Annotated in this window: 26 protein-coding genes and 4 pseudogenes; 14 read left to right on the top strand and 16 right to left on the bottom strand. The window is 71.7% G+C overall.

The window, feature by feature from the left end; genetic code table 11:
- The first annotated feature begins 337 nt into the window (after positions 1-337).
- The gene (locus tag RLT59_RS15945) at positions 338-2452 is read left to right on the top strand and encodes a HelD family protein (RefSeq protein ID WP_311304010.1); all 2115 of its coding nucleotides are present in this window, start codon (positions 338-340) and stop codon (positions 2450-2452) included.
- Positions 2453-2532: 80 nt separating this feature from the next.
- Here the strand turns inward: RLT59_RS15945 and RLT59_RS15950 are convergent, their stop codons facing one another.
- Positions 2533-3222, bottom strand: a complete 690-nt coding sequence (locus RLT59_RS15950; protein WP_311304011.1) for a copper homeostasis protein CutC — start codon at positions 3220-3222, stop codon at positions 2533-2535.
- Positions 3223-3510: 288 nt separating this feature from the next.
- On the opposite strand from RLT59_RS15950, the gene RLT59_RS15955 reads away from it, so the two are divergent.
- From RLT59_RS15955 to RLT59_RS15965, 3 genes are all read left to right on the top strand, one after another.
- The gene (locus RLT59_RS15955; protein WP_311304012.1) at positions 3511-5784 is read left to right on the top strand and encodes a heavy metal translocating P-type ATPase; all 2274 of its coding nucleotides are present in this window, start codon (positions 3511-3513) and stop codon (positions 5782-5784) included.
- 89 nt (positions 5785-5873) lie between these two features.
- Positions 5874-6422, top strand: coding sequence for a hypothetical protein (locus tag RLT59_RS15960; protein ID WP_311304013.1), 549 nt, complete (start codon positions 5874-5876; stop codon positions 6420-6422).
- Positions 6419-6961, top strand: a complete 543-nt coding sequence (locus RLT59_RS15965; protein WP_311304014.1) for a hypothetical protein — start codon at positions 6419-6421, stop codon at positions 6959-6961. Before RLT59_RS15960 ends, RLT59_RS15965 begins: the two co-directional genes overlap by 4 nt.
- A 34-nt stretch (positions 6962-6995) precedes the next feature.
- Here the strand turns inward: RLT59_RS15965 and RLT59_RS15970 are convergent, their stop codons facing one another.
- The 4 genes from RLT59_RS15970 to RLT59_RS15985 form a co-directional block, all read right to left on the bottom strand.
- Positions 6996-7868 carry a 5-oxoprolinase subunit C family protein gene (locus RLT59_RS15970; RefSeq protein ID WP_311304015.1) on the bottom strand — a complete coding sequence of 291 codons (873 nt, stop codon included), beginning with the start codon at positions 7866-7868 and terminating at the stop codon, positions 6996-6998.
- The gene (gene pxpB / locus RLT59_RS15975) at positions 7865-8569 is read right to left on the bottom strand and encodes a 5-oxoprolinase subunit PxpB (RefSeq protein WP_311304016.1); all 705 of its coding nucleotides are present in this window, start codon (positions 8567-8569) and stop codon (positions 7865-7867) included. Before pxpB ends, RLT59_RS15970 begins: the two co-directional genes overlap by 4 nt.
- Entirely contained in the window at positions 8566-9315 is a 750-nt protein-coding gene (locus tag RLT59_RS15980; RefSeq protein ID WP_311307742.1) for a LamB/YcsF family protein, read from the bottom strand. The genes pxpB and RLT59_RS15980 overlap by 4 nt, the downstream gene beginning before the upstream one ends.
- Before the next feature lie 97 nt (positions 9316-9412).
- On the bottom strand, positions 9413-10066 hold the full coding sequence (locus tag RLT59_RS15985) for a maleylpyruvate isomerase family mycothiol-dependent enzyme (RefSeq protein WP_311304017.1): 654 nt from the start codon (positions 10064-10066) through the stop codon (positions 9413-9415).
- Between the two features lie 116 nt (positions 10067-10182).
- Between RLT59_RS15985 and RLT59_RS15990 the strand changes: the two genes are divergently transcribed.
- The gene (locus RLT59_RS15990; RefSeq protein ID WP_311304018.1) at positions 10183-10824 is read left to right on the top strand and encodes an HD domain-containing protein; all 642 of its coding nucleotides are present in this window, start codon (positions 10183-10185) and stop codon (positions 10822-10824) included.
- Between the two features lie 127 nt (positions 10825-10951).
- A complete protein-coding gene (locus tag RLT59_RS15995; protein ID WP_311304019.1) occupies positions 10952-12193 on the top strand; it encodes a Cmx/CmrA family chloramphenicol efflux MFS transporter in 1242 nt (413 codons plus the stop codon).
- A 3-nt stretch (positions 12194-12196) separates the two neighbouring features.
- On the opposite strand, the gene RLT59_RS16000 is transcribed toward RLT59_RS15995, so the two are convergent.
- Together RLT59_RS16000 and RLT59_RS16005 are read right to left on the bottom strand one after the other, a co-directional pair.
- Positions 12197-12472 carry a DUF4031 domain-containing protein gene (locus RLT59_RS16000; protein ID WP_311304020.1) on the bottom strand — a complete coding sequence of 92 codons (276 nt, stop codon included), beginning with the start codon at positions 12470-12472 and terminating at the stop codon, positions 12197-12199.
- On the bottom strand, positions 12469-12837 hold the full coding sequence (locus RLT59_RS16005; protein ID WP_311304021.1) for a DUF8819 family protein: 369 nt from the start codon (positions 12835-12837) through the stop codon (positions 12469-12471). The genes RLT59_RS16000 and RLT59_RS16005 overlap by 4 nt, the downstream gene beginning before the upstream one ends.
- A 104-nt stretch (positions 12838-12941) precedes the next feature.
- Here RLT59_RS16005 and RLT59_RS16010 point away from each other — a divergent pair, with 104 nt between their 5' ends.
- From RLT59_RS16010 to RLT59_RS16020, 3 genes are all read left to right on the top strand, one after another.
- Positions 12942-13859, top strand: a complete 918-nt coding sequence (locus RLT59_RS16010) for a MurR/RpiR family transcriptional regulator (RefSeq protein ID WP_311304022.1) — start codon at positions 12942-12944, stop codon at positions 13857-13859.
- 79 nt (positions 13860-13938) lie between these two features.
- Positions 13939-14904 carry an N-acetylmuramic acid 6-phosphate etherase gene (gene murQ, locus RLT59_RS16015; RefSeq protein ID WP_311304023.1) on the top strand — a complete coding sequence of 322 codons (966 nt, stop codon included), beginning with the start codon at positions 13939-13941 and terminating at the stop codon, positions 14902-14904.
- A gap of 48 nt (positions 14905-14952) precedes the next feature.
- Positions 14953-16509, top strand: coding sequence for a PTS transporter subunit EIIC (locus RLT59_RS16020; RefSeq protein WP_311304024.1), 1557 nt, complete (start codon positions 14953-14955; stop codon positions 16507-16509).
- A gap of 121 nt (positions 16510-16630) precedes the next feature.
- Here RLT59_RS16020 and RLT59_RS16025 read toward each other — a convergent pair.
- Together RLT59_RS16025 and RLT59_RS16030 are read right to left on the bottom strand one after the other, a co-directional pair.
- Positions 16631-16864 (bottom strand): annotated as a pseudogene (locus RLT59_RS16025) (Uma2 family endonuclease); the annotation flags it as partial.
- A gap of 119 nt (positions 16865-16983) precedes the next feature.
- Positions 16984-17526 carry a hypothetical protein gene (locus RLT59_RS16030; RefSeq protein WP_311304025.1) on the bottom strand — a complete coding sequence of 181 codons (543 nt, stop codon included), beginning with the start codon at positions 17524-17526 and terminating at the stop codon, positions 16984-16986.
- A 165-nt stretch (positions 17527-17691) separates the two neighbouring features.
- Between RLT59_RS16030 and RLT59_RS16035 the strand changes: the two are divergent.
- Positions 17692-17829 (top strand): annotated as a pseudogene (locus RLT59_RS16035) (AraC family transcriptional regulator); the annotation flags it as partial.
- Here RLT59_RS16035 and RLT59_RS16040 read toward each other — a convergent pair.
- The 3 genes and pseudogenes from RLT59_RS16040 to RLT59_RS16050 form a co-directional block, all read right to left on the bottom strand.
- A pseudogene (locus RLT59_RS16040) lies at positions 17781-18592 on the bottom strand (inositol monophosphatase family protein). The pseudogenes RLT59_RS16035 and RLT59_RS16040 overlap by 49 nt on opposite strands.
- A 55-nt stretch (positions 18593-18647) precedes the next feature.
- Entirely contained in the window at positions 18648-18890 is a 243-nt protein-coding gene (locus RLT59_RS16045) for a hypothetical protein (protein ID WP_073732947.1), read from the bottom strand.
- On the bottom strand, positions 18880-19122 hold the full coding sequence (locus tag RLT59_RS16050; protein ID WP_311304026.1) for a hypothetical protein: 243 nt from the start codon (positions 19120-19122) through the stop codon (positions 18880-18882). Before RLT59_RS16050 ends, RLT59_RS16045 begins: the two co-directional genes overlap by 11 nt.
- Before the next feature lie 113 nt (positions 19123-19235).
- Here RLT59_RS16050 and RLT59_RS16055 point away from each other — a divergent pair, with 113 nt between their 5' ends.
- Together RLT59_RS16055 and RLT59_RS16060 are read left to right on the top strand one after the other, a co-directional pair.
- Positions 19236-20078: a helix-turn-helix domain-containing protein gene (locus RLT59_RS16055; protein ID WP_311304027.1), complete on the top strand. Its 843-nt coding sequence runs from the start codon at positions 19236-19238 to the stop codon at positions 20076-20078.
- Positions 20059-20364, top strand: a complete 306-nt coding sequence (locus tag RLT59_RS16060) for a DUF397 domain-containing protein (RefSeq protein WP_311304028.1) — start codon at positions 20059-20061, stop codon at positions 20362-20364. Before RLT59_RS16055 ends, RLT59_RS16060 begins: the two co-directional genes overlap by 20 nt.
- Positions 20365-20422: 58 nt before the next feature.
- On the opposite strand, the pseudogene RLT59_RS16065 reads toward RLT59_RS16060, so the two are convergent.
- A pseudogene (locus RLT59_RS16065) lies at positions 20423-20929 on the bottom strand (helix-turn-helix transcriptional regulator); the annotation flags it as partial.
- A gap of 140 nt (positions 20930-21069) precedes the next feature.
- On the opposite strand from RLT59_RS16065, the gene RLT59_RS16070 reads away from it, so the two are divergent.
- Positions 21070-21849: an NAD(P)H-dependent oxidoreductase gene (locus RLT59_RS16070; RefSeq protein ID WP_311304029.1), complete on the top strand. Its 780-nt coding sequence runs from the start codon at positions 21070-21072 to the stop codon at positions 21847-21849.
- Between the two features lie 5 nt (positions 21850-21854).
- On the opposite strand, the gene RLT59_RS16075 is transcribed toward RLT59_RS16070, so the two are convergent.
- From RLT59_RS16075 to RLT59_RS16085, 3 genes are all read right to left on the bottom strand, one after another.
- A complete protein-coding gene (locus tag RLT59_RS16075; protein ID WP_311304030.1) occupies positions 21855-22244 on the bottom strand; it encodes a VOC family protein in 390 nt (129 codons plus the stop codon).
- Between the two features lie 82 nt (positions 22245-22326).
- Positions 22327-22563, bottom strand: a complete 237-nt coding sequence (locus RLT59_RS16080) for a hypothetical protein (protein WP_311304031.1) — start codon at positions 22561-22563, stop codon at positions 22327-22329.
- Positions 22512-23060 carry a hypothetical protein gene (locus RLT59_RS16085; protein WP_311304032.1) on the bottom strand — a complete coding sequence of 183 codons (549 nt, stop codon included), beginning with the start codon at positions 23058-23060 and terminating at the stop codon, positions 22512-22514. Before RLT59_RS16085 ends, RLT59_RS16080 begins: the two co-directional genes overlap by 52 nt.
- Positions 23061-23267: 207 nt before the next feature.
- Between RLT59_RS16085 and RLT59_RS16090 the strand changes: the two genes are divergently transcribed.
- Positions 23268-23426, top strand: coding sequence for a hypothetical protein (locus RLT59_RS16090; protein WP_311304033.1), 159 nt, complete (start codon positions 23268-23270; stop codon positions 23424-23426).
- Positions 23427-24137 lie beyond the last annotated feature (711 nt).

The following is a 24137-nucleotide window of genomic DNA, read 5'->3' on the forward strand; positions in this document are numbered from 1 at the left end:
CCGCGACTACCCCTGTGGTCCCATGCCGTCCCCTACGGGATGGACCCTCCGGCTGTACCCGGTGTCCATTCATTCGCGTTTATTCATTCGCGCCCGGCCCGGCCCGTCGATACAATCGCCGGTCTGCCCGCCTCCCGCACCGTGGTACCGGCCGTCCGCAAGGACGTGCGCCGGCAGCCGGGGGAGCGCCGCCGACCGGACGGAAACCGGCCGACAGCCGTACGCGCGCCCTCGCGCGTACCAGTGATCGATCCCCGAGCGGACCGCATCGCCCCCGGTGAACGGCCGGGGACGGGAAGCGGTCCGCCGTCCTGCGTTGAATGCCGGAGGCAACACCGTGCCCGCGCACGAACACGAAAGCGACACCACCACCGACCCCCTGGCTCATGAACGCGCCCATCTGGCGGCCTCGCGCGCCGCGCTGCGTGCCATGCGCGAGGACGCCCAGGCCCTGAACATCCGCGATGTCACGGCGAACTGGGTGAACGCCGCGGTACTCCAGGCCCAGATCACCGACCGCATCAAGTCGCTCGCCGACCTCGCCCACACCCCGCTCTTCTTCGGACGGCTCGACTACCTCCACGTGGTCGGCGCGGACAAGGCCGAGGGCGCGGAGGGCGAGCAGTTCTACATCGGGCGCCGCCACGTCCACGACGCCGACGGCGACCCGATGGTGATCGACTGGCGGGCGCCGGTCTCCCAGCCGTTCTACCGGGCGTCCCGCAACGACCCGCTCGACGTCGGCCAGCGGCGCCGCTTCGGCTACACCGGGGGCGAGCTGACCGCGTACGAGGACGAGCACCTCACCGACCCGGCGGAGGCGGCGCAGACCAGCAAGCTGCTCCAGGCGGAGATCGAGCGGCCGCGCGTCGGCCCGATGCGCGACATCGTCGCGACGATCCAGCCGGAGCAGGACGAGATCGTCCGCAGCGAGCTGGGCGGCTCCGTCTGCGTGCAGGGCGGGCCGGGCACCGGGAAGACCGCGGTCGGCCTGCACCGGGTCGCGTATCTGCTGTACGCGCACCGGGACCGGCTGGCCCGCACCGGGACGCTGGTCATCGGGCCGAACCGGTCCTTCCTGCACTACATCGAGCAGGTGCTGCCCGCCCTCGGTGAGCTGGAGGTCAAGCAGGCGACCGTGGACGACCTGGTGACGGCGGACATCGAGGTCCGGGGTACGGACGAGGCGCGGGCCGCCGTCGTGAAGGGCGACGCCCGGATGGCGGAGGTGCTGCGGCGGGCGATCCGTTCGCACGTGACGCCGCCGACGGAGCCGGTGATGGTGGTGCGCGGTTCGCGGCGCTGGCGGGTGCCCGCGTACGAGATCGAGGAGATGGTCGACGAGCTGCTGGCCCGCGACATGCGGTACGGGGCCGCGCACGAGGCCCTTCCGCAGCGCATCGCGCACGCTGTGCTGGTGCGGATGGAGGAGGCGGGCGAGGCGCCCGACGACCGGGTGCAGAACGCGGTGGCGCGCAATCCCGCGGTGAAGGCGGCGGTGAAGGCGGTCTGGCCCGCGGTCGACCCGGCGAAGCTGGTGCTGCGGCTGCTCTCCGACCCGGAGTTCCTGGCCGCGCAGGCGGACGGGCTGCTGACGGAGGACGAGCAGAAGACGATCCTGTGGACCAAGCCTGCCCGCAGCGTGAAGTCCGCGAAGTGGTCGGCGGCGGACGCGGTGCTGATCGACGAGGCGAACGACCTGGTGGCGCGCACGCACTCGCTGGGCCATGTGGTGATCGACGAGGCGCAGGACCTCTCCCCCATGCAGTACCGGGCGGTGGGCCGGCGCTGCTCGACCGGTTCTGCCACCGTCCTCGGGGACCTGGCGCAGGGCACGACGCCGTGGTCGACGCAGAGCTGGGAGCAGGCGCTGCACCACCTCGGCAAGTCGGACGCGGTGGTGGAGGAGCTGACGGCCGGTTTCCGCGTGCCGCGCGAGGTGATCGCGTACGCGTCCCGGCTGCTGCCGGTGATCTCGCCGGGCCTGGCGGCGGTGGAGTCGGTGCGTGAGTCGCCGGGTTCGCTGTCGGTGCGGAGGGCGGAGGCCGCGGACGCGCTGGACGCGGCGGTGGTCGCGGACGCGCTGGACGCGGCGGTGGTCGCGGCCTGCGAGGAGTCGCTGGAGCAGGAGGGTTCGACGGGCCTGATCGCCGCCGACGCCCGTATCCCGTCGCTGGCGGCCGCCCTGACGGCGGCGGGCCACAGCTGCCTCTCCCCCGGTGAGGAGACGACCGCCGAGTCCCGGCTGACCCTGGTCCCGGCGTCACTGGCGAAGGGCCTTGAGTACGACTACGTGGTGCTGGACGAACCGGCGGCCGTGGTCGACGGCGAACCGGACGAACGGACGGGCCTGCGCCGCCTGTACGTGGCCCTGACCCGAGCGGTCTCGGGCCTGATCGTGGTCCACGCGGCGCCGCTCCCGGACCGCATTTCAGACCCCTCCGGCGATTGAGGAACGGGGGCCCGGGGGCGGAGCGCCCGCCACGGACCGGGCCCCCGCCCGCAGGAACACGCAACGGCGGCTCCGCCGCCCTACGCGTCCAGCACCGTCCGCCACTCCCGTACCGCCGCCGCGTCCACCGGCCCCGCCCAGCCGCCCGGCCGCGCCGCGCCGCCGATGTGGACCGCGTCGATCCCCGCGTCCAGCAGCTCCGGCAGGTGGTCGAGGCGCAGTCCGCCGCCGACGAGGATCTGCGGTTCGTACCCCGGCTCCCCCTTGCGCGCGGCCTCGACCAGCAGCGTCGGGATGCCGTCGTCCACCCCGGCGGCCGATCCCGCGGTGAGGTACGTGTCCAGTCCCGGCAGGTCCGCGAGGGCCTTGCGCAGGGCGTCCCGGTCGGCGGCGCGGTCGATCGCGCGGTGGAACGTCCAGTGGCAGCCGTCCAGTTCCGCGATGATCCGCTCGACCGCGACGAGGTCCGGGTGGCCCTCCGCGTCCAGGAAGCCGAACACGAACTCGTCGGCGCCCTCGGCCCGCAGCTCGCGCGCCTTGCGCACGAGTACCTCGATGTCACCGGCCGCGAAGCCGTCCGCCACTCTGAGCATCACCCGCAGGGGGATGTCCACTGCGGCGCGGATCGCCGCGAAGGTCGCACAGGACGGGGTGAGGCCGTCCGCCGCCATGTCGGTGACCAGCTCAAGCCGGTCCGCACCACCCGCCTGGGCAGCGACCGCGTCCTCCGCGTCGAGAGCGATCACCTCCAGGACTGCACGGTTGCTCATGGGAACCCAATCCTCCAGGAAGCAGCTATAGGTCTAGTCCAATGACCAGCCTACGGGCCGAGCGGCTGAGGACACAGTCTCACCGCGCACGCAAGATACGCGAGGTCAGAGGCGCGCCCGCCGAGCGGACGGCCGGAATCCACGGATCCGCCGGGGGCCACCCTTGCGTAGACATAGGGGTAGGGGGTATACCTGAATCAGCACCACATACCCCCCAGGGGTATGAATGACCGACTTACCGAACCCGTGATCACCGTGAAACCCGTGATCACCTACCGAGGAGGCCCCGTGTCCGCGCAGACCGCAGCCACCACCGGCGCCGCAGAGGTCGAGCTCGCCATCGGCGGCATGACCTGCGCCTCGTGCGCGGCGCGTATCGAGAAGAAGCTCAACCGGATGGACGGGGTCGAGGCCACCGTCAACTACGCCACCGAGAAGGCCCGGGTCAGCTATCGGGGCGAGGACGTCTCCGTACAGGACCTGATCGCCACCGTCGAGAAGACCGGTTACAGCGCGCAGGAGCCCGCTCCCCCGGTACGCGGCGCCGCCGCGTCCGACGAGACGGACCCGGCGGCGGAGGCCGACGAGCTCCGCCCGCTGCGGCAGCGGCTGATCACGGCGGTGCTGCTCGCGGTGCCGGTGATCGCGATGTCGATGATCCCGGCGCTCCAGTTCGACAACTGGCAGTGGCTCTCCCTGACCCTCGCCGCGCCCGTCGTCACGTACGCGGGCTGGCCCTTCCACCGCGCCGCGTGGACCAACGCGCGGCACGGCGCGGCCACCATGGACACGCTGGTCTCGGTCGGCACCTCCGCCGCGTTCCTGTGGTCGCTGTGGGCGCTCTTCTTCGGCACCGCCGGGATGACCGGCATGACGCACCCCTTCGAGCTGACCATCGGACGCAGCGACGGCGCCGGGAACATCTATCTCGAAGCCGCCGCCGGAGTCACCGCGTTCATCCTGGCCGGGCGCTACTTCGAGGCCCGCTCCAAGCGGAAGGCGGGGGCGGCGCTGAAGGCCCTGCTCGAACTGGGCGCCAAGGAGGTCACCGTCCTACGCGACGGCCGCGAGGTCACCGTGGACACGGCGGACCTGCGGGCCGGGGACCGCTTCCTGGTCCGGCCCGGCGAGAAGATCGCCACCGACGGCACCGTCGTCGAGGGCAACTCGGCGGTCGACGCCTCCATGCTCACCGGTGAGTCGGTCCCCGTCGAGGTCGGTGTGGGCGACCCGGTGACCGGTGCCACGCTCAACGCGGGCGGCCGGCTCGTCGTCGAGGCGACCCGGATCGGCGCCGACACCCAGCTGGCCCGGATGGCGAAGCTGGTCGAGGACGCGCAGAACGGCAAGGCGGCCGCCCAGCGCCTGGCCGACCGGATCTCGGCGGTGTTCGTCCCCGTGGTGATCCTGCTCGCGCTCGGCACGCTCGGCTTCTGGCTCGCCACCGGTTCGGGCCTGACGGCCGCTTTCACCGCCGCCGTCGCCGTACTGATCATCGCCTGCCCCTGCGCCCTCGGCCTCGCCACCCCGACCGCCCTCATGGTCGGCACCGGACGCGGTGCCCAGCTCGGCATCCTCATCAAGGGCCCCGAAGTCCTGGAGACCACCCGCCGCGTCGACACCATCGTCCTCGACAAGACCGGCACCGTCACCACCGGCAAGATGACCCTCCAGTCCGTCCACACCGCCCCCGGCACCACAGAAACCGACGTCCTGCGCCTCGCCGGAGCCCTGGAACACGCCTCCGAACACCCCATCGCCCAGGCCGTCGCCACCGGAGCCGCCGAACGCACCACCAGTCTTCTCCCCACCCCTGAGGACTTCGTCAACGTCCCCGGCCTCGGTGTCCAGGGCGTCGTCGAGGGACACGCCGTCCTCGTCGGCCGCGAGCAGCTGCTGGCCCAGTGGGAGATCCGCCTCCCCGCGGAGCTGGCGCGCCGCAAGGCCGAGGCGGAGGCGGCGGGCCGCACGGCGATCGCGGTCGCCTGGGACGGCGAGGCGCGGGCGGTCCTGGAGGTGGCCGACGCGGTGAAGGACAGCAGCGCGGAGGCGATCGTGCGGCTCCGGGCGCTCGGTCTGACGCCGATCCTGCTGACCGGTGACAACCGGGCGGTGGCGGAATCGGTCGCGGCGGAGGTCGGCATCGAGAAGGTGTACGCGGAGGTCATGCCGGAGGACAAGGTCGACGTCGTCAAGCGCCTCCAGGCGGAGGGCCGTTCGGTCGCGATGGTCGGTGACGGCGTGAACGACGCGGCCGCCCTCGCCCAGGCCGATCTGGGCCTGGCTATGGGCACCGGCACGGACGCGGCGATCGAGGCCGGTGACCTGACCCTGGTCCGGGGCGATCTGCGGGCCGCCGCCGACGCGATCCGGCTGTCGCGCAGGACGCTGGGCACCATCCGGACGAACCTGTTCTGGGCCTTCGCCTACAACGTGGCGGCGCTGCCGCTGGCCGCGATGGGTCTGCTGAACCCGATGATCGCGGGTGCGGCGATGGCGTTCTCCTCGGTGTTCGTGGTCGGCAACTCGCTGCGGCTGCGGGGGTTCCGCGCCGGGGTGTGACCGCTCATCCTTTCCCCCTTTCCGGGCTCCCGCGCTCAACAGGGAGTCCGGAAAGTCCTGTTGTCAGTGGCCGCGTCTAATCTTCCGGCATGACCAGCTGGATGCACGATTCCTTTCCCGACCACGAGGTGAACCTCGTCCTCGCCCGCGGCCAGTCCCTCGACGCCCTCACCTCAGGACTGCGCGAGCTGAAGCGCGAGCCGCTCGCCCAGGGCGAGGCGGGCGGCTGGGCCTGGGCGGTGCACGACATGGAGGGCGAGGAGTCCGAAGACTATGAGCTGGTCGACTACCCGCCCCTCTGCCCCGAGGGCACGGAGCTCGTGGTGTTCGTCACCGAGCCGTGCAGCGCGAAGGCGCACGGGCCCGAGTTCCACTACCTGCGCGGCGGTGCAACGACTCTGTACTTCAGCTTCGAGGACATCGGACAGCGGCTGGGGGACAACCCCGACTACATCTCGGCAGAGCTCCTCGCCGCGAACCTCATAGGCCCCGACGCTGAGTGCGAGGAGTGGCGCACGGACAAAGGCCACGACTGCTACGAGCACGAGGCCGATAGGGAGATCCGGCTCGTGAGGACGATCGCGGACGCCTTCGACCTGCCGTCGCCCCCGCTCGCACTTGAGGGGGAAGCGAAGTGAACCCGATCCCCCCGGACACCTACATCACCTATGCCAAGGGCCTGGACCTGCCCACCCTCACCGCCGTCTCCACCGAGGCGGCGCTCCCCGTCCGCACGGCGGGCGAGTCGGACGGCTGGGCCTGGGTGACGTACGACGCGGCCGCCGTCAGTGGCGCGGCGGCCCTGCGGCCGGCCCGCGACATCACCGGATTCCGCTACGACGAGCGGTTCGGCGGGCCCGACCGGGTGGTTACGGTCTTCCTGGCCTCCACCCCCGCATGTGAATGCCCGCACGGGCAGAACTACTCGGTCCCGCACTGCGACGACCACCCGTTCAACTACTCCTACAGCCGGGGCGGGTTCGAGCTGGACTACTTCAACATCGGGATGCGCCGTGAGGCGCACCGCAGCGGCGACCGGCTGATCCGGGGGCTGCTCGCCGCCGGGGTCGTCGGCCGGGAGACCCCCGTGTACGACGCCGATCCCTCGTACAACGCCGACGGAGCCGTGACGATGCGGATCATCACCGAGCACTTCGGGCTGCCCGCCGCGAACTGAGGGCCGCCCGAAGGCCGATGAGCGCCCCGGCGGATCACCTCGCCGTGCGCACGAACCGCACCACCGTCCCCGGCACCACCCGCGCCGCCCCGGCCAGCGCGGCTTCCGGGACGACACCCACCACGGGGTAACCGCCCGTCGTCGGGTGGTCGTTCAGGAACACCACCGGACGGCCGTCCGGCGGGATCTGGACCGCGCCCAGCACCATTCCCTCGCTGGGCAGTTCGCCCTGCCGGGCACGGTCCAGCGCGGGCCCTTCGGTGCGCAGGCCGATCCGGTTGCTCTGCTCCGAGACGCGGTACGCGGCGGTGGTGAGCGTGCGCAGGGTGTCGGCCGTGAACCAGGTGTGGCGGGGGCCGAGGAGCAGCGGGAGCACGAGTTCGGCGGGCACCCCCGGCCACGGAACGGCCGCCGTCGCCGGGGGGCCGGTCGGCGGGAGCGGGGGCGGGCCCAGCGGCAGCACGTCGCCGTCGCGCAGGGGGTCCGGGCCGAGGCCGGAGAGCAGGTCCGCGGACCTGCTGCCGAGCACCGGCTCCGGTTCCAGTCCGCCCGCGAACGCCAGATAGGAGCGCACCCCGTGCGCGGCGGGACCGGCGTCCAGCACCGCGCCCGCCGGTACGTGGACCGGCGCACCCCATGCCACCGGCCGCCCGTCCACCGTCACCCGGCAGGGCGCACCGCCGACGACCGCCCGCACCGCGCGGTCCGGGCGGACCGCGCAGCCGGTGACGGTCGTCTCCAGCAGCGCCGCGTCGACGGGGTTGCCGGCCAGCCGGTTGGCGAGCCGGGCGGACGGCGCGTCCAGGGCGCCCGCCCGGCCCACCCCCAGGTGCGCGTGGCCGAAGCGCCCCTCGTCCTGCACGGTGGTCAGGGCCCCGGCGCGGACGACCTCGATCCCGGCGCTCACGCCTGCGCCCCCGGCCCCATATCCGTACCCCTCTCCGTACCGGCCTCGACGAAGCGGACCCGCGCCCCGGGCACCAGCAGTGCCGGTGGTTCGCGGTCCGGGTCCCACAGGGCGGCCGGGTCCGGCGTGCGGCCGATCAGCTGCCAGCCGCCGGGGGACGGGCGCGGGTACACCCCGGTGTACGGGCCCGCCAGGGCCACCGCACCGGCCGGGACCCGGGTGCGCGGGGTCGCCCTGCGCGGCAGGTGGAGGTGGTCGGGCAGGCCCGTCAGATAGCCGAAGCCCGGGGCGAACCCGCAGAACGCGACCCGGAATTCCGTCCCGGAGTGGAGGGCGGCCACCTCTGCGGCGGCGATGCCCCACGCCCGCGCCACGTCGTCCAGGTCCGGGCCGTCGTACACGACCGGGATCTCCACCGCAGGGCCGGTGGCCCGCAGCGGCGGCGGTACCGGCCAGGACGCCAGCTCGCGGGCGAGTCCGGCCGTCTCCCGCGCGATCCCGTCCAGCAGAACCGTCCGCGCACCGGGCACCACCTCGCGTACGCCGGGCAGTTCACCGGCCGCGCGGCGGCGCAGCACCTCTGCGTGGAAGGCCTCCGTCTCCTCGCCGGAGCCCAGCTCGACCAGCAGCGCGTCCGCTCCGACGGCCAGCACGACCGGCCCCGGCCCCCGGCTCTCCCCGTCGGGCGTCGGCGTACTCATGAGAACGCCCGCACGACGACGCCCGCCTCTTCCAGCGCGACCCGGACCCGCCGGGCGATCGCCGCCGCTCCGGGGGTGTCGCCGTGGACGCACAGGGACCGCGCCGCGACCGCGATCCGGCCGCCGTCGGCCGCGAGCACGCTCCGGTCCACCGCGATCCCGACGCTCCGGCGCACCACCTCGTCCGCGTCGTGCACCACCGCGTCCCGTTCGGTGCGCGGGACAAGCGTGCCACGCTCGGTGTAGGCGCGGTCCGCGAAGGCCTCCTCGACCGCCGTCAGCCCCGCCTCCGCGGCCCTTACGAGCAGCCGGGAGCCGGGCAGGCCGAGGACGGCCGGAGTTCCGCCCGCCAGCCGGACGCCCTCGATCACCGCACCCGCCTGCTCGTCGTCGTAAACCGCGCGGTTGTACAGGGCGCCGTGCGGCTTGACGTACGAGACGGTGGACCCGGCAGCCTCCGCGAACACCCGCAACGCGCCGATCTGGTACGCGACTTCGGCGGCCAGCTCGTCGGCCGGGACGTCCATGGAGCGGCGCCCGAACCCCGCCAGGTCGCGGTACGAGACCTGGGCGCCGATCCGCACACTCCGTGCGGCCGCCGTGTCGCAGACCCGGCGCATCACGGAGGGGTCCCCGGCATGGAAGCCGCACGCCACGTTGGCGCTGGTCACGCACGTGAGGAGCGCCTCGTCGTCGGTCAGCGACCAGCGCCCGAACCCCTCACCGAGGTCCGCGTTGAGGTCCATGGGAGCCGCTGCGGCCGAGGCGTCCCCCGGGTCCGCCGGATTCATCAGATTCGTCACGAAGCGCACGTTAGCGTCTGCGAGCCCCCGGAACACGGGCTCAGAACACGAACAGCTCGTTCTCCTTCACGCCCTCCAGCTCGTACCGCGTCCCCACCAGCGGCCGGTTCGCGAACAGCCTGATCAGTGTCGCCCCGTCGCCCCGGTAGCGGCCGGGCGCCCGGCCCTCGTGCTCGGTGCCGATGGTCAGCTCCTCGCCGCTGTCCTCCAGGCGTGCGACCAGCAGCGGCGTCTTCCGGTGCCGGGCGAACGGGGCCAGCAGCGCGAGCGCGTGCGTCAGCCCCGGGCCCCGGTACGCCCCGTCGAGCCCCCACGCCTCGCGTACGTCCCCGGCGTGGATCCACTCCCCCAGCGCCACCCCGTCCAGCACCCCGCCCGCCTTGGCGATCGCGGCACCGGTCTCGGCCATCCCCCGCTCCAGCTCGTCCACCACCTCCGCGTCCGTCCATCCGGCCCGCTCCGCGATGTCGCGGTCGTTGCACTCGGGGCTGAACACGTCCGGTTCGAAGCGGCTCTCCACCACCCGGTTCAGCACGGAACCGCAGTGCGCGAGGACATGCCGCACCGTCCAGCCGGGGCACGCGGTGCGCAGGGCGAAATCGTCCGCCTGCGCGGACCGCAGCAGCGGGATGAAGGCGTCCCGCTCGGTGCGCAGGAGGAGACCGGGCAGTTCTGGATCACGTTCGTCAGCCATGCTCCAAGCCAACCACCCCGCTCCCCCGCGGACTTGGGAATTTCATGAACGCGGCCCGGCGAGAGAGGCGCCTGCCCGGCGACCGGTCACGCGCGGGAGGTCGTAACCTCGGTGGCATGGACGACGACGCACTCCGCGGCCGGTGGCAGGAAGCCCTCGTCGCCGCCCGGCGCGGCGCGGAGGGGCCGGACCCGCTGCCGTACGCGGACAACCTCCTGGCGCGCTGGGCAGAACCCCAGCGCAAGTACCACACCACCGACCACCTGGCGACGGTCCTGGACCATGTGGACACCCTCGCCGCTCACGCCTCCGACGTGGACGCCGTACGGCTCGCCGTCTGGTTCCACGACGCGGTCTACCGCCCCGACCGGACGGAGAACGAGGAGCGCAGCGCCGTCCTCGCGGAGCGCGCGCTGCCGGAGGCCGGGGTGCCCGCCGCGACCACCGCCGAGGTCGCCCGGCTGGTCCGGCTCACGGTCACGCACGACCCGGCCGCCGGGGACGGCAACGGCGAGGTGCTGTGCGACGCGGACCTGGCGATCCTGGCATCGCCGCCGAAGGAGTACGCCAGGTACGCGGCCCAGGTGCGCGAGGAGTACGGCTTCGTACCGGAGGACGCGTTCCGGGAGGGGCGGGCGGCCGTGCTGCGGCAGCTTCTGGAGCTGCCGAGGCTGTTCCGTACCCCGCACGGGGCGGCCGAGTGGGAGCCGAGGGCCCGGCACAACCTGCGCACGGAGCTGGAGCTGCTCGCACACTGAGGTGACCCGCGCCACCGCGCGACCGGGCCACCGCGCCACCCGTCCGTCGCGCGACCGGCCGGGAATGCGACGGGTAAGCGCGCTGTTAAGACGTGTCATGCCCGACTCTGCCGCTAGCCGCTCGCGTATGCCCCTGGCCGTATACATACTCGGCCTCTCCGTCTTCGCACTCGGCACCAGCGAGTTCATGCTCTCCGGACTGCTGCCGCCCATCGCGGACGACATGAACGTGTCGATCCCGCGCGCCGGACTCCTCATATCCGCGTTCGCGATCGGCATGGTGGTGGGCGCCCCGCTGCTCGCCGTCGCCACGCTGCGGCTGCCGCGCCGCACCACACTCATCGCGCTGATCTCGGTCTTCGGGCTCGGCCAGGTCGCGGGCGCGCTCGCGCCGACGTACGAGATCCTCTTCGCGTCCCGGGTGCTCAGCGCCTTCGCGTGCGCCGGGTTCTGGGCCGTGGGCGCCGCCGTCGCCATCGCGATGGTCCGGGTGAACCAGCGGGCGCGCGCCATGGCCGTGATGATCGGCGGGCTGTCCATCGCCAACGTGCTCGGGGTGCCGCTGGGCGCCTTCCTCGGGGAGAACCTCGGCTGGCGCTCCGCGTTCTGGTCGGTCGGGGTGGCCTCCGCGATCGCCCTCGTCGGCGTGGCGACGCTGATTCCCCGCATCCCCGTACCGGACGAGAAGCCGCAGCTGAAGCGGGAAGTGGGCATCTACCGCGACCGGCAGGTGTGGCTGTCCATCACGATCACCGCGCTCGCGGCGGGCGGGGTGTTCTGCGCGTTCAGCTATCTCGCGCCGGTGCTCACGGACGTCGCCGGCCTGGACTCCGGCTGGGTTCCGGCCGTCCTCGCGCTGTTCGGGGTCGGCGCGCTGATCGGTACGACGATCGGTGGCCGGGTCGCGGACGCGCACCTCTTCGGGGTGCTGCTGAGCGGTATCACGGCGTCCACGGTCTTCCTGACGGCGCTGGCGCTGTTCGCCTCCAACCAGGTCGCCGTGATCGTGCTCTCGTTCCTGCTGGGCCTGTCGGCGTTCTATACGGCCCCGGCGCTGAACGCCCGGATGTTCAACGTCGCGGGCGCCGCCCCCACGCTGGCCGGTGCGACGACCACCGCCGCGTTCAACAGCGGCAACACCGGTGGCCCCTGGCTGGGCGGCGCGGTGATCGACGCGGACTTCGGGTTCGCGGCGACCGCGTGGGCCGGTGCCGCGATGACCGTGCTGGCGCTGGTGGCGTTGGTGGTCTCGCTGCGGTTGCAGCGCACCCGGGGCTCCTCGTCCCGGCTGGTGGCGAGCGCCCCGGCCGCCGTGCCGAAGCAGTCGCAGGACGCGGCGGAGGTATGCGCCCCCTCGACGGGCACCTGAGCGCTACCGGCCCGGCAGCTCGCGCCCCTTCGGGCGGCGCAGGCCCGCCTCCGTGATCCGGCGGACCAGCTCCTTGGAGCCGATCTGCCGGGCCCCGGCCCGTACGGCGTCCTCGTACCGGGCAGCCGGCACGTCGTAGTGGTCCCGCTCGAAGGCCCGCGCCGGGCAGCCGATGGACGCCGCGAACGCGTGCAGCTCGTCGAACGAGTCGTCGCTGACCAGGTGCGACCAGAACCGCCCGTGGCCCGGCCAGTCCGGCGGATCGATATACACGGTCACGGGCGCAGTATCCCGCCGAGCGCGCCGACCGGGGCGACCGCCACGGTGGCCTTCGTGCAGACCCAGTGCGGGTCCGGGCCCAGCTCCGGTTCGACGTCGAGCGCGTGCGGGTCGCCCGAGTCGCAGACCGGGCACAGCGGCCAGCGGCCGTACTGCTCCAGGAGCGCGTCCTGGACGTCCTGGGCGACCAGGCCGACGACGAATTCCACGCCCTGCGGCCACTGCTCGACCCACCAGCGGCGGTGCGTCACCGCGTCCTCGACCATCGAGACGATCTGCGCCTCCGCCACGTCTCCGGCGGCGAGGTCGGCCATGACGCGTGCGCGGGCGGTGTGCAGCGCCTGCTCCAGGGGATTCAGCTCCATGCGTCCATTGTCCACCTGCGCGCCGGGGCGCCCCGCCGCTGCCGCCAGAGGTCGGGACCAAAGGGGGGGTTGACGGACCCCGGGGTTGAAAATATCTTTCAAAGGTGACCAATGACCTGAAGGAAAGTTTCAGCGCTGATTCGCCGCCCGCCCCGGCAGCCCTCGCCGCGAAGGTGCGCACGCTCGCGCCGTCCATGACCCGTTCCATGCAGCGGGTCGCGGAGGCGGTCGCGGGCGATCCGGCGGGCTGCGCCGCTCTGACGGTCACCGGTCTCGCCGAGCTCACCGGCACCAGCGAGGCCACGGTGGTCCGCACCGCCCGCCTCCTGGGCTACCCCGGCTACCGCGATCTGCGCCTGGCGCTCGCCGGTCTCGCCGCCCACCAGCAGTCCGGCCGGGCGCCCGCCGTCACGGCGGACATAGCGGTGGACGACCCGATCGCGGACGTGGTCGCCAAGCTCGCCTACGACGAGCAGCAGACCCTCGCGGACACCGCCGTCGGTCTCGACACCGTGCAGCTCGGTGCCGCCGTGGCCGCCGCCGCGACCGCCCGCCGGATCGACATCTACGGGGTCGGCGCCTCCTCGCTCGTCGGCCAGGACCTGGCCCAGAAGCTGGCCAGGATCGGCCTGATCGCGCACGCCAACATGGACCCGCACCTCGCGGTCACCAACGCCGTGCAGCTGCGCTCCGGTGATGTGGCCATCGCGATCACGCACTCCGGTTCGACGGGCGACGTCATCGAGCCGCTGCGGGTCGCCTTCGACCGGGGCGCGACCACGATCGCGATCACCGGCCGCCCCGACGGACCGGTCACGCAGTACGCCGACCACGTGCTGACCACGTCCACCGCCCGCGAGAGCGAGCTGCGCCCGGCCGCCATGTCGAGCCGTACGAGCCAGCTCCTCGTCGTCGACTGCCTGTTCATCGGAGTCGCACAGCGCACGTACGAGACGGCGGCTCCGGCCCTCGCCGCCTCCTACGAGGCGCTGGCCCACCGCCACAACCCCCGCACCCGCTGACGCCACAGAAGAACCGGCACACGCACCCGCACCCGCACCCGCAGAACCGCACGAGTTCAAGAAAGCAGAGCCGCTCTCCATGACCTCCATCACCGACGCCGACGCCACCGCTCCCGACGGATACGGCGAGCTGCGCGCCCAGCTCGAAACCCTCACCACCGAGGCGTTCCGTCCCGAGCTCGCCGAGATCGACCAGCTGCCCACCGAGAAAATCGCCCGGATCATGAACGGCGAGGACCAGACCGTCCCCGCCGCCGTCGCCGCCCGGCTGCCCGAGATCTCCGCCGCGATCGACGCCACCTCGGCGCGCATGGCGCGCGGCGGCCGGCTGATCTACGCGGGCGCCGGAACCGCGGGCCGCCTCGGTGTGCTGGACGCCAGCGAGTGCCCGCCCACCTTCAACACCGACCCGGCGCACGTCGTGGGCCTCATCGCGGGCGGCCCGTCCGCGATGGTCACCGCCGTCGAGGGCGCGGAGGACAGCAAGGAGCTGGCCGCCGCCGACCTGGACGCGCTGGGGCTCACCGCCGATGACACCGTCGTCGGCATCTCCGCCTCCGGCCGCACGCCGTACGCGATCGGCGCCGTCGAGCACGCCCGCACCAAGGGCGCGCTGACCATCGGCCTGTCCTGCAACGCGGACTCCGCGCTCGGCGCCGCCGCCGAGCACCCCGTCGAGGTCGTCGTCGGCCCGGAGCTGCTCACCGGCTCGACCCGGCTCAAGGCGGGCACGGCCCAGAAGCTCGTCCTCAACATGCTCTCGACGATCACGATGATCCGGCTCGGCAAGACGTACGGAAACCTCATGGTCGACGTGCGCGCCTCCAACGAGAAGCTGCGCGCCCGCTCGCGCCGGATCGTCTCGCTGGCCACCGGGGCGTCGGACGCCGAGATCGAGGCGGCGCTCGCCGCCACCGACGGTGAGGTGAAGAACGCCATCCTCACCATCCTCGGCCAGGTCGACGGCCCCACGGCCGCCACGCTCCTGTCCGCATCGGACGGCCACCTCCGCGCCGCGCTCGCCGCCGCCCCCCGCACCACCTGACCCCCTCCCCTCCGGCTCCACCCCCCGCACAGCAAGGCACCACGCACCATGGCTACAGAAGACAAGAACCGCGCCACTGCCGCCGCGATCCTTCCGCTCGTCGGTGGCGCCGCGAACGTCAGCTCCATCGCCCACTGCATGACCCGGCTCCGGCTGGGTCTGCACGACCGTTCGCTCGTCCAGGACGAGGCTCTGAAGGCCGTCCCGGCCGTCATGGGTGTGGTCGACGACGACACGTACCAGATCGTTCTCGGTCCCGGTACGGTCGCCCGCGTCACGCCGGAGTTCGAGAAGCTCGTCGAGGAGGGGAAGGCCGCGACCCCGGCGGCCGCCCCCGCCCCCGCGCCGGACCCCTCCGCCCCGCTCACCGCGGAGGAACTGGCGGCGCAGGGAGCCGAGATGAAGGCGGCCAGGAAGGCGAAGAACGCCACCCCGTTCAAGCTGTTCCTGCGGAAGATCGCCAACATCTTCGTGCCGCTGATCCCGGCCCTGATCGGCTGCGGCATCATCGCGGGCCTGAACGGCCTGCTGGTCAACCTGGAGTGGCTGCCCTCGGTCACCCCGGCCCTGGCGGCGATGGCGTCCGGCTTCATGGCCCTGATCGCGGTCTTCGTCGGCTACAACACGGCGAAGGAGTTCGGCGGTACGCCGATCCTCGGCGGCGCGGTCGCGGCCGTCATCGTCTTCCCGGGCGTCGCGAACATCGAGGCGTTCGGCCAGAAGCTCTCCCCCGGCCAGGGCGGCGTCCTCGGCGCCCTGGGCGCGGCGGTGCTCGCGGTGTACGTGGAGAAGTGGTGCCGTCGCTGGGTCCCGGAGGCGCTGGACGTCCTGGTCACCCCGACCCTGACGGTGCTGATCTCCGGCCTGGTGACGATCTTCGGCCTGATGTACGTGGCCGGTGAGGTGTCCACCGCGATCGGTACGTTCGCCGACTGGCTGCTGTCCAACGGCGGCGCGGGCGCGGGCCTGGTCCTCGGCGGGTTCTTCCTCCCGCTGGTCATGCTGGGCCTGCACCAGGCGCTGATCCCGATCCACACCACGCTGATCGAGCAGCAGGGCTACACCGTCCTGCTGCCGATCCTCGCCATGGCCGGTGCGGGCCAGGTCGGTGCGGCCATCGCGGTCTACTTCCGCCTCCCCCGCAACGAGTCGATCCGCAAGACCGTCAAGTCCGCCCTGCCCGCAGGCTTCCTGGGCGTCGGAGAGCCGCTGATCTACGGTGTCTCGCTGCCGCTGGGCCGCCCGTTCATCACGGCGTGCGTGGGCGGTGCGTTCGGCGGCGCGTTCCTCGGCTTCTTCAACCAGCTCGGTGACGCGGTCGGCTCCACCGCGATCGGCCCGTCCGGCTGGGCCCTGTTCCCGCTGCTGGACGGCAACCACGGCCTGGGCGCGACGATCGCGATCTACGCGGGCGGCCTGGTCGTGGGCTACCTGGCCGGCTTCGTCGCCACGTACTTCTTCGGCTTCAGCAAGGACCTGCTGACGGAGTTCAACGTGTCCCAGGAACCGACCGCCACCACCCCGGCGGCCGAGCCCGCCCCGGCCACGGCGACCACCGCCGCCTCCGGCCCGGACGCCCTGGCGAAGGAACCCGCCGCGGTCTGACGGCCACCCACCCCCCGGAACACCCGAAAGCGGCGGCACCCACCAGGTGCCGCCGCTTTCGTGCGCGCGCCTCAGACCGGGAAGGCGTCCGTGGCCAGCGTGACGTCGAAGGGCGCGGGCAGCCCAGAGTCTGGTAGACGCCCAGCTCGTCGGGCAGATTCGCGTAGAGGCGGCGCTGCACCTTGGCGGCGATCCCGCTGTGACGCGCATACGGCGGCGGCACCAAGCAGATCCGTCCTTCGTCGATCTCGGCGCGCCACCCCTCGGGCACGTCCAGTCCCTGCCAGGTACGCAGCAGGTAGTCCCACGGCCGGCCTTCGGAATCCTGCTCCTGCTCGACCATCGCGGCGGTCATCGCGGGTCCCTTCTCCTGAGGCCTGTCCGGGGAGCGTAGATCGACGTTTCCGCAACGCGGTGCCGCTTACCTCCCCGTCCCACGATCGTGTGACGGACGCACCGAGCAACCCGCTCCGATCAACGTTGGGAGGCGACCGGCTCGGGCGGCCGGACCGGCTGCACGGTCACCAGGGCGATCCCCGCACAGCACGCCGCCAGGAGCAGCACCTCGGGGAGGGACGGGGCGGGGGCGGTGTCCAGGGCCCAGTCGCCGAGCCGGACGGTGAACGGGACGGCCAGTTGGACGGCGGCTGTGAAGACCGGGCCGCGGAGCAGGATGAGGCGGTGCTGTACGAGGTAGGCGGGGGCGTAGACGACCGCGCCGAGCACCACGATCCCGCCCGTCGCGGCGAGCGTCGGGGGGTGGGCGATCAGCGCGGGCAGGGTGCCGGCGGCGTACCCGGCGAAGCCGAGCAGCCCCAGCAGCCAGACGGTCCCCGGCCGGTCGGCGGCCCGCCGCAGGTCCGCCCGGCCGCTCCTGCTCGACGCGGCGACAGCGCTGAGCACCAGACAGCACACGGCGGTACGGCCCACCGCGACGATCAGCGGATCGGTGCCGGTGACCAGCGCGCCGGACAGCAGCCAGGTACCGGAGAGCAGCAGGACGAGAACGGCCGGCATCACACGTCCTTTCCACGGGCGGAGGAGAGCGGGTGACCCCTCCACCGGCCGGAACCGAAGCCGGAGCCGAAGCCAGGGCCCAGGCCGAGGCCCGGGGCCAAGCCCGAGGGGCCGCCCGAACGGTACGGCAGCCGCTCGGCGTCAGCTCGGGCGGCCCACATGGCGGTCTCCCGGGTCGCGCACGCCGTCGGGTACGCGACATCGAGCGCCTTCCTCGCGGCTTTCCGGCGGACCGTGGGCGCCTCGCCGGGCCGCTACCTCAACGGTGACGCGTCGTCCGAGGCGCCGGGGCCCGATGACTGACTGCTGATCATCTCCAGCAGCAGGCCGTGCGTCTCCCGGTCAGCCGCGACCACCAGGCCCTCCGCGCCGGTGTGCAGCGGCTGGCCGTGAATGCCCGTCACCACGCAGCCCGCGGCCTCGCACAGGGCGATGCCCGCGGAGAAGTGCACGCTGTCGCGCAGCCGCCCGTCCGTCACGTACGCGGCCCGCCGCCCGGCCGCGACCCACGCCACGGCAAGGGTGCTGAAGACGACGCGCGGCCGGAAGTGCTCCGCGAACTCCGGTGCGGCCAGCAGTCCGACCGCCCGGAAGCCGGGCGCGTTGGGGAACGGCGGGTCGAGGTTGACGTCGACCAACCGCGACCCGGACGAGGGCGCCGGGCGTGCTCGCCGTCCGTCCAGAACACCTCGCCGCCGAACGGGTCGGCCGTCGCCGCCGCCGTGATGGACGACCCTTCACGCAGGGCGACGTTCACCGCGACCACCATCGTGTTCACGGTGTAGTTCAGCGTTCCGCACAAAGGGTCGACCAGCCACCTGAGTTCGGCGCCGTCCGCTCCGGTGCGACCGCTCTCCTCACCCGTGACCGCGTCATCGGGACGGGCGGTACGCAGGACATCCAGGATGGCCTTCTCCGCGGCGAGGTCGGCGGCCGTCGCGAAGTCACCGCCGCCCTTGTCGAACCGCTGCGGCGATGTCCCGTACATCTCCCGGACCACCGCCGCTCCCGCCCGCACCGCTCTGACGGCCAGTTGTGCGTCGCTTTCCGTGTTCATGCCGAGCATGAACACGGGGCTATCTGCGCCCGTTCCCGGCGCGGCACGGCGCCCCTTCGTACCCTCACCGAGGCAGCTGCCCTTCCCGGTTGACCTCCGTCACCCGCGCCCGCAGCACGAGCCCCGGCGACGCCGGACGGACGGACTCCGGCGGGCAGTCCCACTCCGGGCCACCGCCGGGCGGCCGCAGCCGCACATACGGCCCGACGCGCCCCGTAACCCGGCCCACCCGCCCGTCCCGCACATCCACGGCGAACGAACCCGGCTCCGGCGTACACGCCTCCGGCTCACTGCCCTCACCCACCATGACCAGCCGCCTTTCCGTTCAGCACCCCGCTCAGCCGCCGCACCGTGTCCACGTTGCAGCGCCCGAGCTCGATGAGCACGCCCGGCCCGCTCCCCGCACTGGAGACCGGGTCGACCCGCAGCGAAGGCAAGGTGATCCCGACCCCCGCGAGCCCTTCCCGCAGCCGCTCGACCGCCTCTTCCGCCTCCCGCACTCTGCCTGCCGTAACCATGCGCCGATCCGTTGTCGTCATGATCCATTCCTTCCACGCTGAGTAATGTCAATGCATACCCAGCGTGGCCAATCTCTCGTTAGCCTGGAAGAGGTGCAGTTCCAACAACCGCTGGTGCATCACAGGGAGTTGTCATGCCGGGTCCCAGAAAGCTCGATCCCTCCTCCTCGCCCCGCGCCCTCCTGGGCGCCGAACTCCGCCACAGAAGAGAGGCCGCAGGCCTCTCCCAGTCGGAGCTGGGCGCCCCGCTCTTCCTCAGCGGCTCGTTCATCGGCCAGCTGGAGTCCGGCGTACGGCGCATGCAGATGGACCAGGCGGAGAAGTTCGACGAGATGCTCGGCGCGGACGGCTTCTTCGTCCGGAACTGCGAGGCGTTGAAGAAGTCCAAGTACCCGGAACACTTCGCGGAGGCGGCCGAGGCGGAGGCCCGCGCGGAGGCGATCCGCGAGTACGCGCCCCAGCTCATCCCGGGGCTGTTGCAGACGGAGGGGTACGCGCGGGCGGTGTTCCGGGCGTACCAGCCGACGGCAGAAGAGAGCGTCATCGACGAGTTGGTGACGACCCGGCTGGAGCGCGCCCATATCCTCGCCGATCCAACAGCCCCGTTGTTTTGGGTAGTGCTGGACGAGGCGGTGTTACGCCGGAGGGTGGGCGGAAGCGAGGTGATGGCGGAGGCCCTGCGCCATATCGCAGGCCTTGCCAGGCGGCACCGGATCATCTTGCAGGTTCTGCCGTTCTCGGCGGGCGCCCACATGGCGCTGGAAGGGTCGCTCAAGCTGATGGGATTCCCGGACGCTCCCCCGCTCGCCTACCTCCAAGGCCTGGGCACGGGGCAGTTGCAGGACGATCCAGCCACAGTCCGGCAGTACGAACTGACCTACGATCTGGTGACGGCCAGCGCGATCTCACCCACGGCGTCCCTGGCCTTGATCGAGTCGGTGGCGGAGGATTACGACCATGAAGCTGAGCAGTTCTGACTACGACCTGACCACGGCGATCTGGCGCAAGTCCTCATACAGCGGCGGAAGCGGTGGGGACTGCGTCGAGATCGCCACCTGGCGCAAGTCCTCTTACAGCGGCGGCGAGGGCAGAAACTGCCTTGAGCTGGGCACCTGGCGGAAGTCCACCCACAGCGGGGGCGAGGGCGGAAACTGCCTCGAAGTCCTCGACGGCGTCCCCGTCCGGGACTCCAAGGTGAGCGACGGCCCGGTGCTGATGTTCCGCGTGGCTGCCTGGCAGGCGTTCGTGGACGACCTCAGGTGAGCTACTCCCGGACCTGAGCGTCCAAGCCGTCCACCGCGTCCACCGCCTCGTCACTGCCCGCGTCGAGGGTGCAGGTCTCCCAGTCCGCGTAGAGGCCGCGCTCGGTCTCCTCCAGGAAGATGTGCCGGGCGGTGTTGAGGCCCGGCACCGGGTGGCCGTAGAGGAGCCGGGCGAGGCGGTTCGCGGCGAGGACGTCCATCCGGTGGTTCATGATCATCGCGGGGGCGCCGACGGTCAGGTCGAGGATCTGCAGCAGCTCGGGGCGGACCCGGCCGGTCGGCGCGGGCATGCGGCGGCGGCGCTGGCAGGCGAGCCGGCCGAGGTGTCCGCGTTCCGTCTCGTCGAGGCAGAGGACGCGGGCAAGCGCGTCCTGGACCTGTTCGGAGGGCTGGGTCGCGCGGCCCTGCTCCAGGCGCACGTAGTAGTCGACGCTGACACCGGACAGGTGCGCGACCTCTTCGCGGCGCAGTCCTTCGACCCGGCGGCGGCTGTCGACGGTGATGCCGACGGACGCCGGGTCGACGCGGGAACGCCGGGTCCGGAGGAAGCCTGCGAGATCGTCCATGCCCTCCAGTATGGACACGCGGGCGCCCCGGGAGGGTGGCCCTGCGATTACCAGGAAGTCCGGTCCGACGGAAAAGCCGCCCCTGAACGACGGGCGCCGGGGCGCCCAGAATCGGGGGCAACCGAACCGGAGGAATTCTCATGAAGACGCTGATCGTCCACGCCCACCCGGAACCGAAGTCGCTGAACGGCTCGCTCAAGGACCTGGCGGTGTCCACCCTGGAGGCGGCGGGGCACGAGGTGCGGGTGAGTGATCTGTACGCGATGGGCTGGAAGGCGGTCGCGGACGCCTCGGACTACGGTCCCGACGCGTCGAGTCCGTTGCGGGTCGCCCGTGACTCGGGCCGGGCCTTCGACAGCGGGACGCTCACCCCGGACGTGCGGGCCGAGCAGGAGAAGCTGCTGTGGGCGGACACGGTCATCTTCCAGTTCCCGCTGTGGTGGTACTCGATGCCCGCGATCCTCAAGGGGTGGGTGGACCGGGTGTTCACGTACCACTTCGCGTACGGCGTCGGTGAGCACAGCGCCACCAAGTACGGCGAGCGCTACGGCGAGGGCACCCTCGCGGGCAGGCGGGCGATGCTCTCGGTGACCGTGGGCGGCCCGGAGGCGCACTACGCCGCGCGCGGGATCAACGGCCCGATCGACGACCTGCTGTTCCCGATCCACCACGGCGTCCTGTTCTACCCGGGCATCGAGGTGCTCCCGCCGTTCGTGCTGCACGGCACGGACCGGATGAACGGCGAGGAGTACGCGGAGGCGGCCAAGGCGTGGGAACAGCGCCTGCTCACCCTGGAGTCGACCGAGCCGATCCCGTTCCGGCGGCAGAACTTCGGTGACTACGAGATCCCCTCGCTGCACCTCAAGGAGGGCCTGGAGCCCGCGAACCGCTCGGGGTTCGCGATCCATGTAGGCGGCTAGGGCGGCTAGGACCCGGTCTGCATGATCTGGATCAAGTTGCCGCAGGTGTCGTCCAGGACGGCGGTGGTGACCGGGCCCATCTCCGCCGGTTCCTGGGTGAAGCGCACGCCGAGTCCGCGCAGCCGGTCGAACTCCGCGTGCACGTCGTCCACGGCGAAGGAGGTGGCCGGGATGCCGTCCTTGAACAGTGCCGTCGTGTACGGCTTCACCGCCGGATGGCCGCTGGGCTCCAGCAGCAGTTCGGTCCCCTCGGGGGCGTCCGGCGAGACCACGGTGATCCAGCGGTCCGCGCCGACCGGTACGTCGTGCTTCTTCACGAAGCCCAGCACGTCCGTATAGAAGCGCAGGGGCTTCTCCTGGTCGTCGACGAAGACGCTGGTCAGGTGAATCCTCATGGGTGCTCCCGGTGCACAGGGGGTGGTCGGATCGCGGCGCTCTGCCCCTGAATCGTGGCACCCGCCTCCGACAGGGCCCCGCTCAGCGCTGGTCGGCGCGGAAGATCTCGCTCTCACGCACCACGGCGAGGGCGAACGCGAGACGCTTGTCGAGCGGGCCGCCGTGCTTGATGAAGTACCAGCGGTCGCCGTGGGTGCTGCGCGGGAAGGTCAGCACTTCCTGCCCGTGCTCCCCGTCCGCCGCGCCGAGCACCCAGACCAGCGGCGTCAGGCCGCCCCCCTCGGAGCCCGCCGTCTCGTCGGAGCCGAAGGACAGCACGGAGTCGACGACGCCCTCGACGACATGGCCCACCCCGCGCCCGAGGGAGGCATTCGCGCCGCCCTTCGCCCAGTTGCGGGGGCCACGATCGCCGGGTGGCCGGGCTGTTCCAGCCACAGGCCGTGCTGGCTGAACCGCTTGGTGACCGGGGTGCGGCGGACGGCGCCAAGGTCCTGCCCTTCGGCGTCCGTCACCCGGTAGCGGTCGGAGCCGTCCGGGAGCACCGTGCACAGCAGTTGCCGGGCGGCCTCGTCCTCGAAGAGCCGGAACCCGCCCTTGGCGAGCGCCACGGCCGGGTCCTCGGGGACGATGTAGACGCCGGGGACCATGTACTCGTCGCCCCCGCGCATCCTCATGAACCGCACCGCGTGCGCGCCCTCGCCCCGCGTCGACTTCCGCACCGTGCGCCGCATCATCCGGCCGACCGTGAACTGGGTGATCGCGTCCCAGTGCTCCGGCTCGAAGGGCTCGACCTGCCGGTTCCTCCCGAACGCCATGCGCTCTCCCTCCCCCATGTCCCGGACGCCCGTCCGGCCGACACGACGATACGAGAGGGGCCGGACGGCGACGGCGGCAGGCGGCCGCGCGTGACGGGCCCCGGCTCCGGTGCGGTGCGCCCGCGTGAGATCCGCCGGCCGCATGTGCGCTTTCGCTCCCTTGTGCTCACGCTCTCCCAGGGGTTTGCTTGCTTTTGTCCGGCGCTGATGACGTGGCACCGAAGGGGAGGCGCGGACGAGACGGTGTTCCGCCGGCAGGAGCTGCCCGAGGTGGAACGGCCGCACCCTGGCGCCCAGTTCCGCTTCACCGACCTCGGTGGACTGCGACTGACCTGCTCGGCGACGAACACCGGACGACGCCGCTGACTCCCCTTCACCACGACGATCGAGGCCAAAGCGTTTCGGATCAAAAGGTGGCCGTAGGGGAGTGAGCCACCCGGGCACGGACCGGAGCCGGGGGTGGATGCTGATACTGCGTCCACGAGGTGCGCTATTTCACGCCAGTGAGACTGGTGATTCGACTCGGTTCTTGCGTGAAAATTTACTGCACAACAGCCAATGGGGTACATTACACCCCAAACTTTCGGACATTTTACGGCTTCAGGATGCTCAAACATTGAAATTTCTAAAAGCCCACTCGAATCGAAAATCGTTCATCTTCACTCGCGAAGCGAGCTACGGTCACGGTTGACATATGAAGACGAAGAAGATCCGTCATTCACTTGCTGATTCCCACGGGGTGGGGAAATGATTTAATTCGTAACTCGAATAAAGGGTAATGCGGGGCAGTTCACTACTGTCGCGGCTTTAGCGCTTGCAGTAATTGGCCTCACGGCCCCGACGTCGAGCGCCTCGAACGAGAGTACTTGGCAAATGGGGTGCCGGGGGTACTGGTACTCGACGTCTGGTCACGGATACTGTTCCGACGCGAACATATTCATCAGTTCTACGTGATACACGAATTATGACTGCAGTGCTGCGCTCGACACGCAGCACCACGATCGACTGAGCAACGGCTATACGGGAAAGTACGACACCTACGAGTGCATGTACTCGATCAACAAAACACAGGTATGG

This window comes from Streptomyces sp. ITFR-6 (assembly GCF_031844725.1).
Lineage (GTDB): Bacteria > Actinomycetota > Actinomycetes > Streptomycetales > Streptomycetaceae > Streptomyces.

Coding starts and splice junctions, on each gene's coding strand:
- RLT59_RS15950 (WP_311304011.1), bottom strand. CDS start 3,222: ATGAGCAACCGTGCAGTCCTGGAGGTGATCGCTCTCGACGCGGAGGAC.
- RLT59_RS15960 (WP_311304013.1), top strand. CDS start 5,874: ATGACCAGCTGGATGCACGATTCCTTTCCCGACCACGAGGTGAACCTC.
- pxpB (WP_311304016.1), bottom strand. CDS start 8,569: ATGAGTACGCCGACGCCCGACGGGGAGAGCCGGGGGCCGGGGCCGGTC.
- RLT59_RS15980 (WP_311307742.1), bottom strand. CDS start 9,315: ATGGACCTCAACGCGGACCTCGGTGAGGGGTTCGGGCGCTGGTCGCTG.
- RLT59_RS15985 (WP_311304017.1), bottom strand. CDS start 10,066: ATGGCTGACGAACGTGATCCAGAACTGCCCGGTCTCCTCCTGCGCACC.
- RLT59_RS15990 (WP_311304018.1), top strand. CDS start 10,183: ATGGACGACGACGCACTCCGCGGCCGGTGGCAGGAAGCCCTCGTCGCC.
- RLT59_RS15995 (WP_311304019.1), top strand. CDS start 10,952: ATGCCCCTGGCCGTATACATACTCGGCCTCTCCGTCTTCGCACTCGGC.
- RLT59_RS16005 (WP_311304021.1), bottom strand. CDS start 12,837: ATGGAGCTGAATCCCCTGGAGCAGGCGCTGCACACCGCCCGCGCACGC.
- murQ (WP_311304023.1), top strand. CDS start 13,939: ATGACCTCCATCACCGACGCCGACGCCACCGCTCCCGACGGATACGGC.
- RLT59_RS16020 (WP_311304024.1), top strand. CDS start 14,953: ATGGCTACAGAAGACAAGAACCGCGCCACTGCCGCCGCGATCCTTCCG.
- RLT59_RS16030 (WP_311304025.1), bottom strand. CDS start 17,526: ATGCCGGCCGTTCTCGTCCTGCTGCTCTCCGGTACCTGGCTGCTGTCC.
- RLT59_RS16045 (WP_073732947.1), bottom strand. CDS start 18,890: ATGGTGGGTGAGGGCAGTGAGCCGGAGGCGTGTACGCCGGAGCCGGGT.
- RLT59_RS16050 (WP_311304026.1), bottom strand. CDS start 19,122: ATGACGACAACGGATCGGCGCATGGTTACGGCAGGCAGAGTGCGGGAG.
- RLT59_RS16055 (WP_311304027.1), top strand. CDS start 19,236: ATGCCGGGTCCCAGAAAGCTCGATCCCTCCTCCTCGCCCCGCGCCCTC.
- RLT59_RS16060 (WP_311304028.1), top strand. CDS start 20,059: ATGAAGCTGAGCAGTTCTGACTACGACCTGACCACGGCGATCTGGCGC.
- RLT59_RS16070 (WP_311304029.1), top strand. CDS start 21,070: ATGAAGACGCTGATCGTCCACGCCCACCCGGAACCGAAGTCGCTGAAC.
- RLT59_RS16075 (WP_311304030.1), bottom strand. CDS start 22,244: ATGAGGATTCACCTGACCAGCGTCTTCGTCGACGACCAGGAGAAGCCC.
- RLT59_RS16085 (WP_311304032.1), bottom strand. CDS start 23,060: ATGGCGTTCGGGAGGAACCGGCAGGTCGAGCCCTTCGAGCCGGAGCAC.
- RLT59_RS16090 (WP_311304033.1), top strand. CDS start 23,268: ATGACGTGGCACCGAAGGGGAGGCGCGGACGAGACGGTGTTCCGCCGG.